The organism is Paracoccus subflavus (assembly GCF_004310345.1).
Lineage (GTDB): Bacteria > Pseudomonadota > Alphaproteobacteria > Rhodobacterales > Rhodobacteraceae > Paracoccus > Paracoccus subflavus.
In genome coordinates this window covers 13437-28467 of record NZ_SISK01000015.1, presented here as the reverse complement: position 1 = coordinate 28467, position 15031 = coordinate 13437, and the positions used below count along the sequence as shown (strand labels likewise).

Here is a 15031-nt window from a genome sequence, read left to right as displayed (position 1 = left end):
TACGCAATCTCTGGACGCCAAGCTTCTTTATCTAAGCTATTGTTCCATAAAATGAATTATTGTCGAAAATTGCCGCGCTAGGTGGGTTCTATCCTGAAATGCGACTTTCTGTGCTCAACATTGGGTTGAGCCCTGAAAGGACCACGGAATAGAACTTCAGTTTTGCCACCCTCCCCTATTGGCATGCTGCAAGACGAACGCCGCTAGCATATGAAGATGGCCCCGACGAGATGGACGCCGGCTCGACCGATATCTCTTGATTATAATAAGGAAGAGTGTGCTCTAAAAAAACCAGCCAAACGCTGCCCTTCCTTCCACATGTCGTGGTCCCTTAATGCGCGGCTTCGTCCGTGATTGGCCATTTCTAACGCAGGCTGCGGATTAGTCAGATAGTCGCGCATAGCTCGCGCCAGCTGCTCTTCTTCGCCTGGCCCGACAAGTCGTCCAGTTGTATTGTCTTCGACAAGTTCAGGCGTGCCCGCAACGCTTGTAGCTATCACAGGCAACCCGGATGCCATTGCCTCCATGAGAACGACGGGCAGACCTTCGGCAAAGGAAGGCAGGACAAACACATCTGCTTCAGCCATTTGAACGGCAACTTGCTGCTGGCTGAGGGCACCGGTGAACACGACTCTGTTGCCCAGTCCCAAGCTTGACACAATCACCTCCAGCTTGGCCCGTTCAGACCCGTCGCCGACGATCGTCAGGGTTGCATCTGGAAAGGCATGGGCAATGCTGCCGAATGCACCGATCAGAACAGACACCCCCTTGACCGGCACAAGGCGGCCAACGAACAGAATGCGCCGGAGCGGTGGCGTTCGGTCGCGCTTGGAATACGCGGCGGGATCAATTCCACAGCGGACAACGTGGAGCTTGGCCCAATCTCCTTGACTGCAAAGTTGCCGAGCCTGGTTGCGGCAGAAGTCGCTGATGCAAGCAACAAAGTCCGCAGACGCGATCTTCGTGGCCAGTTGCCGTGCGGGTGCGTCGAAGAAGTCGTCGGGCCCATGAAGCGTGAAGCTGAACGAAATCCCGGCGAGGATTGAGGCATACATGCTGACGGAAGCCGAAGCCATGCCCAGTTGATTGTGGATCCGGCTTGCCCCGCAGCGATGTAGAAATCGCGCCAGCACCATGGCTTCCATGAGATAAACGACTTGCCGCAGGTTTCCCTTCATCCCAGTGGCGCCACTCCGCCTGAGCAAGGACAGCGCCTGTGCCAAGCGGCGCGGCCGTCTGAGCGCCGTTCCAATGGCTGCCAGAAGAACGGCGGGCTTGCGGACGTTCTCTAGCAGGTAAAAGGTTGAACGGGCAGCTGCGGCCTCATCCGGGCCGATCAGATGGTGGGATCCAGGCCGATTGACCGAGCAGGTCGTCACATGCAGCCCTGCCGCACGAAGGGCGACTACTTCGCGCAGGATGAAGGTGTGCGATACGGCAGGATAAAGACCGGTCAGATAGACGATGTGATCTGAACCTGGTTCTGGAGCGATGGTGGACAAGCAATAACCTCGACACGATGTAGCGCCCTTCGACGACCATTCATGGTGTTTCTATCCGAGCCAGGCGCTTTTGCCACCGCATCAGGATGGTTAACAAAAGAGCATGTGATTGCATTCTTGAGTCACGTTCATTCAAAGCCGAATTGGAAAGCAATGCTGCAACCAGGGCTAGAAACTTAATTACCGCTGCAGTCTCGTTCTGTCTAAATGGACAGGTGTTCTGAAGCAGGCCACGCTGTAAGAATTAATTGAATTTTCTGTGATCATCCAACGACTATGCGGCAGAAGCGAAACGCAGGTCGCGTGATTTTCTCTCAAGTGCGTCGTGATTGGTAAAGTTTTTGGAGCAAGTCTATTATGAACCAGAGTGTTCGTGTGCCGCGGAGCCTGGTGCCCGCCAGGCGGTATTCCATTGATCCAGTGGTGGATCAGGAAGCGCCTTCGGCCCATCGCATCCTGCTCGTGGACCTGAACAACTTTTCAACCTTTCCGACCCTTGCCATTGGACTTCTGATCGCTTCGCTGCGAAATCGGGGCCAGACGGTCGAGCTACTTTCCCCACTTGCCCACGATGTGCCAGCGGCAGCCCGTGAGCGGCAGGAAAACATCCTGGATCATCTACGCCGCCGCGTCAGCCTGACGGATCTTCCGCAAGCCTATGCCCTGCGCGACTTGTTGCGCAAAGCCCATCGCGCACGCCACGAGCGTCCCCATCCGATTGTTTTGAAGCAAGCCTCGCAGGCCATTGCGCGGCGGCCAGACGTCATCCTGATTTCGGCCTATTTGCAGCACATGACAACGATCCGGGCGCTTGCTGCGCTTGCTCGTCAGGCGGGTGTTCCCGTGATCGTCGGCGGCCCGATGTTCAACCTGCCTCATGTTGCACAGGAATGGTGCCAAATCCCGGGCATCGAGATGTTGTTTGGCGGCGAGGCCGATCTGGTTTTGCCCAATCTGCTGCAGACCTTCCTGACGGGCGGTGACGTGCTGCAGTACCCAGGTGTCACGCTGTCCAATGGGCGCAGCTCGTCCGCGGCACCGCCATTGCGTCCCCTGGATGCAACCCCAATTCCTGATTTTACCGACTTTCCATGGGACCGCTATCCGGTTCGGATCGTTCCCCTGATGTCGGGCCGGGGCTGCCAGTGGGATCGCTGCCTGTTCTGTTCAGATGTCATCTCCGCCTCAGGTCGCAAGTTCCGCACCCGCAGCATCGACAGCGTTCTTTTGGAAATGCAGGAGCAAGCGCGACGCCACAACACCACCAGCTTCCTTTTTCTGGATCTCAAGCTGAATTCCTGGCCAGACATGATCCGGGGGATTGCGAGCCAGATCCAGTCCTATGTGCAGGGGGCCGAATGGGTGGGAACGGTTCATGTCGACCAACGTACCGATAACGGCTTGTCGCGACGGGATCTCATGTCCGCCGTAGATGGTGGAATGCGCAGGATATCGTTTGGTTTGGAGACGGGCAGCCAAGAATTGCTTGATCGCATGCAGAAAGGCAGCAGCGTGGAGCGGAACGCGCAGTTCATCCACGATGCACATGCCGCCGGCCTGTCAATCCGCTGCACAATGTTCAAGGGCTTTCCCGGAGAGACCGCCATGGACATGGAGGCGACCGAGCGTTTCCTGGAAAAGCACGGCCATATGCTGGACCGGGTGCGGTTCAACAATTTCAGCCTGTACACCGACACGCCGGTATGGCGGGAAATGATCGGCAAGTCGGGAGCAGGTGCTGAACTGGAACTGACCGCCAGCGACCATGCCCGCGCCCAGTTCCGTTACCGGCGGCTCAAGCCCTTTGGGCGCGATTACCGGCGCTCGAAGGCTCGAGTCTTGTCCATTGTCCACGAGATCAACAGGCGCCCGCTGCGCGACTCGGCCCGGCAGTTCGACGGACTTATGTGATGTACATGATCCGAGAACGTTGGCAGCGCGCCGATGCGCTGCAGGGAAGCCCGCTTCAGCGGCGGCTGCGTCGCCTGTCCGCGATGGAGAAAAAGGAGGAAGCGCGTGCCTTTCTCGACGCCTTCCATGATGCGACAAGTGCCAGCAAGGCGACGCGGCAAGCGCGGTGGTCCGAGGTGCGGCGCGAGCTTTCAAGATCCGGGCATTACGAGCATACGCCCGAAGAACTGGCGTATGGTGCGCGTCTTTCCTGGCGCAACAATGGCCGCTGCATCGGGCGGCTGATGTGGGAAAGTCTGGATGTCGTGGATTGCCGGCACCTGACTGATCCCGCGCAGATCGCTGGCCGGGTCTTCTCGCATCTGGACGAGGCGCATGGCGACGGCCGTATCCGGTCGATCATCTCGGTGTTTGCGCCTGTCCGGGGAGCAGAGCTGCCGGCTTGGATCGAGAGCTCCCAGGCCATCCAGTATGCGGCACATGTCCAAGCGGACGGACGGGTGGTGGGTGATCGGCAGAACCAGGAAATGACGCGCATTGCCATGTCTCTAGGATGGCGGCAACCCGTTCTCGAAGGTGCATTTGACCCCCTGCCACTGCTGGTTAGGGACAAGAACGACCGCCGGCACATGTTTGATATCCCTCCAGCCTGCATACGCGAAGTTCCTATCACCCATCCTGCCTTTCCCGCCATCGCCGGACTGGGTTTGCGGTGGTATTCCGTTCCGCTCGTCACGGGCCACATCATGACGATTGGTGGGATCGACTATCCTTGCGCGCCGTTCAACGGCTTCTACATGGCAACCGAAATTGCCTCGCGAGATTTCGTCGACAGGAAACGCTATGACGTCTTGCCTCAGGTGGCTCGCGCGATCGGGATATCACCCGACACCAAGGACGACCCATTGTGGAAAGACCGGGCGCTGACCGAATTGAATGCGGCCGTGCTGCATTCATACGGGCAAGCTGGGATCACAATCGTGGATCATCACAGCGCATCGGATCAGTTCATGACGTTCCACCGCCGGGAGCAGGCGGCAGGACGTTGCGTCGCTGCCGATTGGCGATGGATCGTGCCACCCCAAGCATCGGCATCCTGCGATGTCTTCCATCTGCGCATGCGGAATTTTCACCCCGTCCCGAACTTCTACCGCGATCGTGGTGACGAGGGACTGCGAATGATGCCATGGTATGGCGACCGCCACCGGCGCCGGGGTCTTGTCTGGCTCGACCGCATACTGCGCCGATGGAAGATCTGGAAACGAATGGCGGGATAGCCGTGCTTGATGCACCTTGGCGGTTCAATTTCTCAAGGCTTGTCAGCCTAACGACCGTTTACTGGACATTCTCCCTGGACATGCGGCGATGACCTGGCAAACTCCTTTCGATTGAAGAGCAATTGATAGAAAGGGCGGACAGCGGCCTGGGAGGCTGCGGCATCGCACCCGCGGCAATCGGCAATAGCAGGCACTCACGCCTCGCTCATAAAGCGACACACTGCGCAGGCAGCTGCCTGTCGCGAAGGCAATCAGGACGACTGCTAAGCGCATTTGCGGACGGTAGCCACGCCTCCCCTGATCGACCCAACCGCGGGCAGAACTGCCTTCCGGAACCTTATCGTGACAGTCAAGTGTGCTTTTCGACTTGGCTAGCACCGAGGGCATCATTTTCGCACTTGAGCGCGACAGAGGCATGTTTTCATATGTGACTGCCCTCTGGCCACGGTTCGAATTTCATATGGATAACAGAATGCTAGAACTTCAGGTGAGCGAATTCATAGAAAACGGAGCTAGTCCCCAAGTTCTAAATTCTCTGCTTCAACGTTGTATGGATGATGGCGGAGCCAAAGCTATGAGCTATGTCAGCCGTCTTTTCGAGGATGACTACGATGGGATGACCTACAAGTGGGAGCTGAAAGAGCCCGCAGGGTTTGCCTTACTCTATTGGCAGCAAGCTGGACTAGAGCAATTAGCTCGATCCGTAGCGCATAGCCCGAGATCCTCAAACTCCAACATAGCTTTCGACATCTTGTCATCTGCGGCTTCAGGTGAATTCTCAACTATGCTTTCTGATCATTGGTGGGGGGACTTGAAAAAGCGCGTCACCAACGCGGGAGGTTTGTCGGCCGAAATTCAGCATTACGCACGGCGAACACTGGTCGAACTCGTTCTTGCAGCGAAAGATGAAGATGACCTTATGCTCTCGCTTGCAAGCGTCTTTCAGCGCCACTACGCAAAGATGAACGGCGCGAATGCCGCGAAGAACTTGGTACAGGCCGTTGCGAGCAGATGGTTCGCTATTGGCGACCGAACGTTGCAAGCATATCAAGAGTTGATCGAAGCCTTCTCAGACGACGAGCCAAGCTTTCAGAAGTTCTTTGAAGCCAATCCGCAATTACTAGACCCTATGGCAGTCGAGGTGTGGCCAGAGCCTAATTTGTTCGGCTCCCGAAAACCCGACTTTGTAGTGAAGCGTTCAGACGGAAGCTACCTTGTAGTGGAAATCGAGTGCCCAAGCAAAGTCATGATAACAAAGGCAGGACATCCCTCCGCAGATGTCACTCATGCCGAACACCAAGCAACGGATTATCGCAAGTATATGTTGGGACACATCGCGAACGTGAAGGATGTCTTTCCGGGGTTTTCCGAACCAGACTGCTTGGTCGTTGTCGGCTTGGAGGGAGTCCTAACCAAAGATCAAAAGGCTGCCTTGGCGTCGCTGAACGATGCCCGCCACAGACTAAAAGTTGTGGGTTTTGATTGGATTTTGGACCGAGCAAAGAAGATTTCTGAAAACGTCGCTGAGCACGGTGTGGTCGTGAGTGTCACGCGAATGAACTGAGTTCGAAAGCCGGACCACGCTCGTCCGCCCATAACACTTGAAGAATTGCCGAAGAAGTACGAAGTTCAACCTGAAGAAGAAGTTGAGAAAACTTGTTTCACGCGAGCGAAGACAGCCTGGATGATCTGATGAGGGCTGTTTTCAAACAGCTTCTCAACGGGCGCGGAAATTTTGAAGTCGACTCTAACAAGGGCAGAACTACCGAGATATTTGGTGCGCTCTTAGAGCTAAAAAAGCCACGGGCGCGGCTGAGTCGTTCATTTTCAAAGGCCAAAGCGTTCAGCCCACTCGGCGAATTTTTCTGGTATCTAGCAGGTAGTGATAGCGTTGGCTTCATCAAACACTACATCCCCAATTATCCAAAGCTAATAAAGGACGAAGTTACTGCAAGCGGAGCCTACGGACCGCGAATTTTCGGAAAAGGGGCACTACAAAAGCGTGACGGTGTTAGTGAGTGGGACCGGGTGATCCGTACTTTGCGTGAGCGAGAAGGTTCGCGCAACGCACTGATACAGATTTACGTCAACTCCGATGCTAGGCCCAAGAACGGTGACAAGCCTTGCACCTGTACCATTCAATTTGCAGTTAGGAATGGGCAGTTGTTGATGCACACTCATATGCGTTCCAATGATGCGTTCTTTGGCCTACCGCACGACATTTTCACGTTTACCATGCTTCAGGAGGTTGCAGCACGCGAACTTGGCTGTGGGCTGGGTAAATACACCCACTCTGTGACAAGTCTACACCTATACCATGACTGTGTGGCAAGTGAGGATCGTCCGGCGAACACTTCGACATCTGGTGCCGAAGAATACTACAGGGAAGGCTTCCATGATTTCTCGCCAATGCCAGAAATGCCAATGGGAAACCCATGGCCCAGCATAGAAAAAGTGAAGATAGCAGAGCAGGAAATTCGGTCTGGAAACTCAGATTATGTTGCTCCAGATGACCTTGACCCATACTGGAGAGATTTCATTGAACTTTTCAGAATTCACAAAATATTTGAGGAGATGAAAAATCGCAAAGATGACCTCAGAGCAGAGAGGCCTGAGCTACGTAGAGTTGTGAATATTATGAAGAGTATTTCGCCGACTTATCGTATATATATTCTCGGCAGGCTAGAGAGAAAACAATTTCCCGTTAGGGATCTATTTGAGAACGTTGGTTAGGGCAGCGGCACATGAACGGTATCCACAAAGATAGAATGAACGAGATTGTCGGAAAGATAGGGCAGATCGACGCCCAATTTGGCCCCCTTCCCAGCATTGCGGGTGCCCAGCGGAGATGCTGTTGGGCGCAACAAATCGTTTCCAGCCTACGTCGAATTTCCTATACTGACGCGCTGATTGTGCGTGGTGTGGACGCGGCGAGGTGTGATCCGCATTCTGGTATTTTCGACCCCGTACGAGGGTCGCTTCACTTTCAGCGAAACGGACAACTTGACGAGGCGGTCTGGCTAACTTTCGTCCTAACTCATTTCGGGAAACACGCGGTGGACGAATGGAAGCTGGCTGCAAATGTCTATGGTTCGTTTGGTGTGGGACCAGTTTGGACATTCGCACAATATGCTGCAGATCCTGCGGGGTTCGGGAACATGTTGGATGCAAATTCCGGCCGGTTGGCGGACGCCAGCATATCGGGTAGTTTTTCTAACCACCGAAAATTCCAGAGCAAGAAGCCGCAAGCAATTGCCGAGACGTTTCGCACTTACTACGAGTGGCAGACTGAATTCGGCGGCTTTCGTGATCTAATGATCGCGACACATGCAAGTGTCGGTCAGGAGCCGCATGCGGCTTTTGATGCTCTCTATAAATCCATGAAGGGGGTGTATGGCTTTGGGGGAGGCCGCCTCGGCAGGTTTGACTTCGTTACCATGCTCGGCAAGCTTCAACTTGCTCCTATTGTGCCGGGTAGCGTCTACTTGGACAAGGCAACAGGACCACTTGCTGGGGCACGGCTACTGTTTTTCAACAATCGAGACCACAGCATCACCGGTAAAGCCTTGGAGCCGCGCGTTGACGCATTAGACCAAATACTCGGAGTAGGAAAGCAGGTGATTGAGGATAGCCTTTGCAACTGGCAAAAAAGCCCAGATGCCTACGTTTATTTCCGAGGTTGAGAAAGGACCGGAAGCGTAGTGTCCCCGTCCCATTTGTACCGGCGCTTTAGTTCGTTGAACTGGTGTGGTTGGAGCACCCCAAATTTTTGAAGCTGCCCGACAATAATGCCCGGTGTCACCCCGGCTTTGCGAGCGATCCTCCGTACATGAGGACGGGTTGGTATGGCGCTTAGAATCTCGTTTCGCAAGTCAGCCGGGACGAGCGCGTCTTGAGCGAAGGTGTCAGCTTCGTCTTCGAATACTGATGCTCCCAGAGGTGACGGGTCGCTTCCATCTACCGAAATATGGTCAGTTCCATGAAGAACTACGTGTGCAGCTTCGTGAAAAAAGGTGAACCAGAAATGGTCTTCACTCAAATAACGGAAACTTAGCATAATAATGGGGTTGCCTTTGGCTGACATCCAAGTGGCACCGCTTGCTCGACAACCTGTCGGAGCCTTCGAACTAACAAGACCTACGCCGAGTTCGGCGCAAGCTTTCTGCAGTTTTGGAAAGAACAGCTCAGGGTGCTTTTGTGCGCACAACTTCCTCAAATCAGGCAAACGATTTTTGAAGCTGTTTTTAGAAAACTTCGCGAGAGTTAGGCTTTCGGTTTGAACCTCACCGACACGCAGCCAAGCCAAAGTTGCCATTTCATCAGCCTCAAACGCGAAAGACGTTCGAAACGCAACTTGGCCTATTCCCGAAGAGTAACGTTCATTCCAGTCCCGGATGCTATCGCATCCAAAAAAGTCTAGGATGTCCTTGGACAATCGTTCGCCTCTAGAGCCCTTCGGCAGCCAGCCAAGTTGGCGCAGCGCTTTCGCTGGAAAAGATTGCCCCCACGTGGACAGCGTTTCTGCTGGTCCAGAACTGGAAATGCGCACTTTGTCGCCAAGAAACTGGTTGTAACGTTCGATCCAGAACTGGCGTGAAGCACCAAGCTCCGCAGATAGCGCGTCCGCGATTTCATCACCAATCGCGACTCGCCCCTCCATGATTCCAGAGAACACGTCTTCTTCGCACCCGATGCGTTCGGCCAAATCGTGTACCGATACATGCCCTGCGGCAGCCAGTCGAGAGATCGTATCACCCGGCGGGGAAGCCCAGTTTGGTTCAAACATTAAGCCAATATCTCCCCACAAATCTTTAGAGCCTCTAGCTGGATTCTATGAGATTCTTTCCATGCTTCGTCCCCAGCGCCGCGCGCCACTATCACTGTTTTCAGCGTGCAATCAGAGGATACGAACCACTCTAACTCGAAAGCGTCTTCGAGTCTGGTGACCAAAATTGGGCCCATTGGCACATCTCCGGCAAAGATGGCCGCTCTAAAGTCCGCCACCAAACCGATGAATGCCTGACCGTTTTCACTTCCAAGGTGACGGTAAGCCTTCTTGGGTTCTGTCGCCAAGTCTCTCATGAGTTTGCTCGAAAATGTCGGTTCCAAGGACCCAGCATCCTAAAAATTGCACAAAATGGGGCCTTAGTGGGCTTAAATCGTTCAATATATTCCCAAAGATCATACATGAAGTAGTTGTAGCTAGCGAAGCTACAAAAGTCACGCGCGAACTCGTGCCAGGCACGGGGGCGCCCGTCATCCGCCACACAGGTTTGGCAACTAGGCAATGCATATAGAAGCGTCCGCCAGCTGAGCGACCGGCCCTACTTGAGCGGTGTTTCGATGTTCAGCAAGCTGCGGCTTCCAGTCTAAGCAGGGCGACTTGCCGACCGACAGCTAGAGGGCTGCTTGCCCCGTCGCTGCGTCGCGCTCAAACGGCTCGTTTGGAGCGAAGCACTCAATGATGCGAGAGGCGGCAAGGGGCCGAGATGCACATCGAATACATTCCACTCTGACCTTTTCTCTGTCAGAAAAACGCTCCTCTGCCGGACCTGGCTGCCGGCGGGCGCCTGAGCCTCGCCATGGCATTCTTTCCTGTCTGGAAACCGTGTCTGGAAATCAGTCGTCCAGGAAACCCTTTTTTGGTTCCGATCTGGAAGTTCCATCTGCCTGTCGGCCCGAGAAGGGCAGGGTGCAGGACGATGGTCCCATTCCACCGCCTGTCAGCCTCGAATCACTTCGACGGCTACACCGATATCCAGACCGCCCCAAGCCTGGTCCGCGGTCAGGGCGGGCATGCCGAGCTCGGCCGCCAGGGCAAGACAGGCCCGATCTCCAAGAGACAGTCCAAGGGTCCGGGTTGCCGGGCGAAGATGGCCAATGGCATACGCCTGGGCAGCGGTGAGAGGCCGGACATCGAGAGGAAGGCCTCCGAGAACGTCTTCCACCTCCTCGGCGCTCAGGCCGCGCTCGCGCAGCTTGGACACGACCTCGGCAAGATTGGCGGCGCCGATCACTGCGGAAGGCAGGGCCTGCACAACACGCTCGCTGCCCGGCTCCCCATTCAGGAGGCAGAGCAGGGCCGAGGCGTCCAGGACGGCGGCCTTACTCACGCTCTGCCTCGCGCCGACGGTCGACGATCAACTCGTCCGCCAGTGACACGCCCTCGGGCACATGGCGCCGCAATATGGCTTGAGCCCTGGCAACGGCCTGCGGAAGCGAGCGGACACGCAACTCGCCACCCTCGACCTCGACAAGCACGGTGTCGCCTGTGGCAATCCCCAGTTCACGCCGCATGAGCGCGGGGATGACGAGCTTGCCACCTTCGATGATCCGGACCCGTTGGGCTGTCATGGCTTGCATCCTGTCTTGGGTCATCTCGTCTGATTTGATACCTATGATTGTAGTTGGTATTGCGCATATATGAAAGTCACAACCACAATGATGGGCACGTCCCGTTTGAGCAGATGTTCCATCATGCGTTGTCACGTTTGGGCACACCTTCAGGTGACAGTTGGATGTGACAGCTCAGGATGTCACAAATGAGTGGCATAGTAGCGCTTGTGACAGCATCAGGACCTCAACCACCCTAACGTGACAGATTGCCCATGCCTCGGATTGGATACGCCCGCGTCAGCACGTCAAGCCAGGATCTCGACATCCAGAAAGCCAGGCTGAAGGCAGCAGGCTGCGACATCATCCGCTCCGAAACCGGGTCGGGAGTATCTCGCGACGGTCGCAGCGAATTGGCAACAGTTCTGGAGTTTCTGCGCGCGGGCGACGAGCTGGTCGTGCATCGTCTCGACCGTCTTGGCCGGTCTACACGCGACGTGCTGAACCTCGTGCATGAGCTGGATGCCAAAGGAGCGTCGCTCCGCGTTCTCGAACCCGAAATTTCCACGGCCGGGGACCTGGGGCGAATGGTCATCACCGTTCTCGGCATGGTGGCCGACATGGAGTTGAAGTTCATTCGTGATCGTCAGCGTGCCGGTATCGACGCCGCAAAGGGCAAGGGCGTCTACAAGGGGCGAGAGAAGCGGGTGGACGATGCGAAAATCCGTAACCTCGCATTAGACGGCATGTCCAAGGCCCAGATCGCCCGCGAGCTCGGCGTATCCCGGATGACGGTGTATCGGGCGATCGACGCCGCAGGCACCAAAGGAGATACCAAATTTCGGTGAAGCCAATGGCAGCGATGCGGGAGTTGGTGTGGAAAAACACGGTCAGCGTTCTTGCGACAAGGCCGTGCTGGCGGAGCTTCTTCGCTGAGCGGGTGGCGTGGGCAGTGACAGCCTGCGCCAGCACATCGAATGGCGTCATGGGCGTGCCTTAGGATCGGGTGACGGCCTTGCCCTCTTCTTGCATCGCGTTGGTATGATCGTCGGATTGGTCGCGGGCGGGATTGCTGGTCGCGTCGGCGCGGTCAGCCATCTTGCAACGCGCAGTCTCGGGGCGGGCGTTTCCCTTGCAGGTATTGCCCTCGCCCTCAGCTGACAGCAGGTCTAAAAGAGCGATGCATATCCGCCCGCTGCCGGGTTCTGCGCCTACTGTTCGGCAGGTCCGCAGTCGAAGACGGTCCTGTCCTCCAGCGTGTCGATCAGCTGACCGGCCTCCCCCTTGATGATCCATTCGTACGGACCCGAGACATAGCGGGCACCCGATCCACTTACTACCTGCGCAAAAACCCGGGGACCTCCTTCCACAGGGACCAACGCCAAGGCATCGGTGTCGGAGGCAACGTAGACCACCGCCAGCGGCATGTTTCCGCCGCAATCATAGCGGGCCGTGATCACGTCATCCATGTCGAAGGCGATGGTGAGGGACGCATTTGCAAAGGCGATGGCGGGCATAAATGCAAAGAGGGTGGCGAACAGAGTGGGCCGTGGCATGGGGATGCCTTTCCATAGAGAATGACGCTTCTTCCCGAACTTATAACAGCCGGATCGAGTTACTATCCATCTACTGAAGCGAGACCAAGCCCCTTCCTCCCATAGCCGTGACATCCTGCCGGTTGCGGGATATCGGAGAGAATGGCACCAAGAATGAAGCATCTGTTCAAGCGTCACGGCTGGTGGGCGATCCATGCCCTTCGCATGACTGTCGCGGGCGTCGCCACGCTCTCGGTGGTTTACGCATTAGGGCTGACGGTGGAGCTTTCGGCGGTCATCAGCGCCATTGCCGTGACGCAGAGCAATATCGGCGGCACATTGGGCAAGGCATTCGAGCAGGGGGCGGGATCGTTCTTCGGCGCTGCCGTCGGTGTCGTCGTGGCCCTTATTCTGCGGCCGGACGATCCAGCCTCGATTGCTTTCGCGCTCGTGCTTGCTCTCGCGCCTTTGTCTGTGCTGGCGGCTTTTTCCGTGGGATTCGTGATCGGCCGTCTCCGAGGCGACCGACAGGAAACATATCTTCACCGTAATGGTGCAGCTTGACGTGGTGGCTGCGGCAGAGCCACCGCACGTTCAAGGGTTCATCGTATCGGTCGTGATGAGCATCGACCTTGGCTGCGCCACAGACCTCGCAAGTCTGCTTTTCCAAAGTGCCTGAGATGAGCGCCCGCTGAACGGCAAGATGAGCCTGATACTTTGGCAGGTTGCTGCGGCGCCAGTTCGTCTGGCGGGTCTCGCTTTTGAGCGACGGTGGCCGTGGGGGCTTTGGATCATCCGCCATCACGCTGCCGCCGCCTGCCGGCCCAAGGTGCGATACACGGTCGGCCGCGAGATCGAAAACACCTCAGCCAGATCACTGATGGAATACTCCCCGGTGTCATACATGCTCCGCAGCTCCTGCTGCTGGCGATCCGACAGCTTCGGCTTCTTGCCGCGCAGCTTGCCCTTGGCGCGGGCCACGGCCATGCCCTCGCGGGTCCGCATCCGGATCAGGTCGGCCTCGAACTCGGCAAAGGTCGCAAGGATATTGAAAAACAGCTTGCCCATGGGGTCGGTCGGATCATGGATCGAGGTGCCAAGCTGAAGCTTAATACCGCGCACAGCCAGCTTGTCAGCTATGTCGCGGGCGTCGGGAACGGAACGCGCCAGGCGGTCCAGTTTCGGGACGACCAGTGTGTCACCCTCCCGCAAGGCTGCAAGCGCTTGATCGAGACCAGGACGGGCGCGGTTCGTGCCGGTAAAGCCGTGGTCGGTGTAGATGCGATCGGATGCAACTCCGAAGCTGACAAGGATGCCCTTCTGCGCAGCAAGATCCTGTTTGTCGGTGGAGCAGCGGGCGTAGCCGATCAAAATCTGTGTCATGCCCTAATCTGTAACAGTAGCCGCCCCTTCATTGCAAAAAATATCGGACCATTCATCTGAGATTTCGCGCTGCCAGCAAATGCTGGTCTTCAACCGGCCTGTTCAGCGGCAAGCTGGCTGTTCTCTCAACGATCCCCTTTCGGACGCAGGCGGGAACAGTTCAGAGCGGCGAGCCGAAGAGCTAGCGCTGCATGTTGCAATGCCGGACCTAGCTGCCATTCTCTGCATGGCCGCATTGAAGCTCCTTGACCTTCAAAGACAATCGGCTCAATATCTCATCGTTAGTTGAGGAGTTGATTCGATGGATGAGCCTCAAGCTCTAGCCGCCTTTGCGGCTATGTCTCAAGAGACGCGGCTGCGCGTGGTGCGCCTGCTGGTTCAGGCCGGGCCGGACGGCATGGCCGCAGGAGCGATTGGTGAAGCTCTCGGCGGCGCGACCACTTCGCGCCTGTCGTTCCATCTAACCCATCTCGAACATGCCGGTCTGATCCAGTCTCGGCGGGACGGGCGCTACATCATCTACAGTGCTGTTTATTCCGCCTTGGCCGGGCTTGTCGGCTTCCTCCTGAAGGATTGCTGCCAGGGCCATCCCCAGATCTGCGCTCCCGCCGTTGCAGCACTGTCCTGTGTCTGCGGCTCCACCGTGACCGAAAGCGCCTGAGCATGGATGTCATCATCTACCATAACCCGGACTGCGGCACCTCGCGCAACACGCTGGCGATGATCCGCAATGCCGGCATCGAGCCGCATGTCATCGAGTATCTGAAATGCTCGCCGTCGCGTGCCATGCTCGAAAGCCTGATCGCCCGCATGGGGATCGCGCCGCGCGAGCTGCTGCGCGAGAAGGGCACGCCCTTCGCCGAGCTTGGCTTGGGCGATCCGTCCCTGTCCGATGAGGCGCTGCTTGATGCGATGATGGCGCATCCCATCCTGATCAACCGCCCGGTTGTGGTCAGCCCGGAAGGCGTGCGGCTCTGCCGCCCGTCGGAGCAGGTGCTCGATCTGCTGCCGCCCCAGAAAGCCGCCTTCAGCAAGGAGGACGGCGAACAGGTTGTGGATGCTCACGGCAACCGCACCCGCTCTGCCTGAC

The 15031-nt window shown here is 56.7% G+C and carries 15 protein-coding genes and 1 pseudogene; 9 read left to right on the top strand and 7 right to left on the bottom strand.

Going from position 1 to position 15031, the window contains the following annotated elements:
- Positions 1–260: 260 nt before the first annotated feature.
- Positions 261–1502 (bottom strand): glycosyltransferase, encoded by a 1242-nt coding sequence (locus EYE42_RS14950; RefSeq protein ID WP_130992116.1) that lies wholly within the window; start codon positions 1500–1502, stop codon positions 261–263.
- 357 nt (positions 1503–1859) lie between these two features.
- Here EYE42_RS14950 and EYE42_RS14945 point away from each other — a divergent pair, with 357 nt between their 5' ends.
- The 5 genes from EYE42_RS14945 to EYE42_RS14925 all read left to right on the top strand — a co-directional run bounded on the left by EYE42_RS14945 (position 1860) and on the right by EYE42_RS14925 (position 8373).
- Positions 1860–3413, top strand: coding sequence for a B12-binding domain-containing radical SAM protein (locus EYE42_RS14945; protein ID WP_130992115.1), 1554 nt, complete (start codon positions 1860–1862; stop codon positions 3411–3413).
- Positions 3413–4690 (top strand): nitric oxide synthase oxygenase, encoded by a 1278-nt coding sequence (locus tag EYE42_RS14940; protein WP_130992114.1) that lies wholly within the window; start codon positions 3413–3415, stop codon positions 4688–4690. The genes EYE42_RS14945 and EYE42_RS14940 overlap by 1 nt, the downstream gene beginning before the upstream one ends.
- 574 nt (positions 4691–5264) lie before the next feature.
- Positions 5265–6254: a Shedu anti-phage system protein SduA domain-containing protein gene (locus tag EYE42_RS14935; RefSeq protein ID WP_165455813.1), complete on the top strand. Its 990-nt coding sequence runs from the start codon at positions 5265–5267 to the stop codon at positions 6252–6254.
- A 128-nt stretch (positions 6255–6382) separates the two neighbouring features.
- A complete protein-coding gene (locus EYE42_RS14930; RefSeq protein WP_130992112.1) occupies positions 6383–7423 on the top strand; it encodes a thymidylate synthase in 1041 nt (346 codons plus the stop codon).
- Positions 7424–7458: 35 nt separating this feature from the next.
- The gene (locus tag EYE42_RS14925; protein ID WP_130992111.1) at positions 7459–8373 is read left to right on the top strand and encodes an alpha-glutamyl/putrescinyl thymine pyrophosphorylase clade 3 protein; all 915 of its coding nucleotides are present in this window, start codon (positions 7459–7461) and stop codon (positions 8371–8373) included.
- On the opposite strand, the gene EYE42_RS14920 is transcribed toward EYE42_RS14925, so the two are convergent.
- From EYE42_RS14920 to EYE42_RS14910, 3 genes are all read right to left on the bottom strand, one after another.
- A complete protein-coding gene (locus tag EYE42_RS14920) occupies positions 8358–9476 on the bottom strand; it encodes an ImmA/IrrE family metallo-endopeptidase (protein WP_130992110.1) in 1119 nt (372 codons plus the stop codon). The two genes, EYE42_RS14925 and EYE42_RS14920, sit on opposite strands and share 16 nt — an antisense overlap.
- 937 nt (positions 9477–10413) lie before the next feature.
- A complete protein-coding gene (locus EYE42_RS14915; RefSeq protein ID WP_130992109.1) occupies positions 10414–10803 on the bottom strand; it encodes a type II toxin-antitoxin system VapC family toxin in 390 nt (129 codons plus the stop codon).
- Positions 10796–11044, bottom strand: a complete 249-nt coding sequence (locus tag EYE42_RS14910) for an AbrB/MazE/SpoVT family DNA-binding domain-containing protein (protein ID WP_130992108.1) — start codon at positions 11042–11044, stop codon at positions 10796–10798. The genes EYE42_RS14915 and EYE42_RS14910 overlap by 8 nt, the downstream gene beginning before the upstream one ends.
- A 254-nt stretch (positions 11045–11298) precedes the next feature.
- On the opposite strand from EYE42_RS14910, the gene EYE42_RS14905 reads away from it, so the two are divergent.
- On the top strand, positions 11299–11871 hold the full coding sequence (locus EYE42_RS14905) for a recombinase family protein (RefSeq protein WP_130992107.1): 573 nt from the start codon (positions 11299–11301) through the stop codon (positions 11869–11871).
- A gap of 31 nt (positions 11872–11902) precedes the next feature.
- Here the strand turns inward: EYE42_RS14905 and EYE42_RS16550 are convergent.
- Positions 11903–12010: pseudogene (locus tag EYE42_RS16550) on the bottom strand (DinB/UmuC family translesion DNA polymerase); the annotation flags it as partial.
- Positions 12011–12234: 224 nt separating this feature from the next.
- Positions 12235–12579 carry an MliC family protein gene (locus EYE42_RS16065; RefSeq protein ID WP_165455812.1) on the bottom strand — a complete coding sequence of 115 codons (345 nt, stop codon included), beginning with the start codon at positions 12577–12579 and terminating at the stop codon, positions 12235–12237.
- A 153-nt stretch (positions 12580–12732) separates the two neighbouring features.
- On the opposite strand from EYE42_RS16065, the gene EYE42_RS16060 reads away from it, so the two are divergent.
- Complete coding sequence (locus EYE42_RS16060) at positions 12733–13122, top strand: FUSC family protein (RefSeq protein WP_165455811.1); 390 nt, start codon at positions 12733–12735, stop codon at positions 13120–13122.
- 237 nt (positions 13123–13359) lie between these two features.
- Here EYE42_RS16060 and EYE42_RS14885 read toward each other — a convergent pair whose 3' ends face one another.
- Positions 13360–13941 carry a recombinase family protein gene (locus EYE42_RS14885; protein WP_130992105.1) on the bottom strand — a complete coding sequence of 194 codons (582 nt, stop codon included), beginning with the start codon at positions 13939–13941 and terminating at the stop codon, positions 13360–13362.
- 301 nt (positions 13942–14242) lie between these two features.
- On the opposite strand from EYE42_RS14885, the gene EYE42_RS14880 reads away from it, so the two are divergent.
- Both EYE42_RS14880 and arsC read left to right on the top strand, forming a co-directional pair.
- Positions 14243–14602: an ArsR/SmtB family transcription factor gene (locus EYE42_RS14880; protein ID WP_130992104.1), complete on the top strand. Its 360-nt coding sequence runs from the start codon at positions 14243–14245 to the stop codon at positions 14600–14602.
- Between the two features lie 2 nt (positions 14603–14604).
- Positions 14605–15030: an arsenate reductase (glutaredoxin) gene (gene arsC / locus EYE42_RS14875; protein WP_130992103.1), complete on the top strand. Its 426-nt coding sequence runs from the start codon at positions 14605–14607 to the stop codon at positions 15028–15030.
- The last annotated feature ends 1 nt before the right edge of the window (position 15031 follow it).

Coding starts and splice junctions, on each gene's coding strand:
- EYE42_RS14880 (WP_130992104.1), top strand. CDS start 14,243: ATGGATGAGCCTCAAGCTCTAGCCGCCTTTGCGGCTATGTCTCAAGAG.
- EYE42_RS14885 (WP_130992105.1), bottom strand. CDS start 13,941: ATGACACAGATTTTGATCGGCTACGCCCGCTGCTCCACCGACAAACAG.
- EYE42_RS14910 (WP_130992108.1), bottom strand. CDS start 11,044: ATGACAGCCCAACGGGTCCGGATCATCGAAGGTGGCAAGCTCGTCATC.
- EYE42_RS16065 (WP_165455812.1), bottom strand. CDS start 12,579: ATGCCACGGCCCACTCTGTTCGCCACCCTCTTTGCATTTATGCCCGCC.
- EYE42_RS14935 (WP_165455813.1), top strand. CDS start 5,265: ATGAGCTATGTCAGCCGTCTTTTCGAGGATGACTACGATGGGATGACC.
- EYE42_RS14945 (WP_130992115.1), top strand. CDS start 1,860: ATGAACCAGAGTGTTCGTGTGCCGCGGAGCCTGGTGCCCGCCAGGCGG.
- EYE42_RS16060 (WP_165455811.1), top strand. CDS start 12,733: ATGAAGCATCTGTTCAAGCGTCACGGCTGGTGGGCGATCCATGCCCTT.
- EYE42_RS14920 (WP_130992110.1), bottom strand. CDS start 9,476: ATGTTTGAACCAAACTGGGCTTCCCCGCCGGGTGATACGATCTCTCGA.
- arsC (WP_130992103.1), top strand. CDS start 14,605: ATGGATGTCATCATCTACCATAACCCGGACTGCGGCACCTCGCGCAAC.
- EYE42_RS14925 (WP_130992111.1), top strand. CDS start 7,459: ATGAACGAGATTGTCGGAAAGATAGGGCAGATCGACGCCCAATTTGGC.
- EYE42_RS14930 (WP_130992112.1), top strand. CDS start 6,383: ATGAGGGCTGTTTTCAAACAGCTTCTCAACGGGCGCGGAAATTTTGAA.
- EYE42_RS14905 (WP_130992107.1), top strand. CDS start 11,299: ATGCCTCGGATTGGATACGCCCGCGTCAGCACGTCAAGCCAGGATCTC.
- EYE42_RS14940 (WP_130992114.1), top strand. CDS start 3,413: ATGTACATGATCCGAGAACGTTGGCAGCGCGCCGATGCGCTGCAGGGA.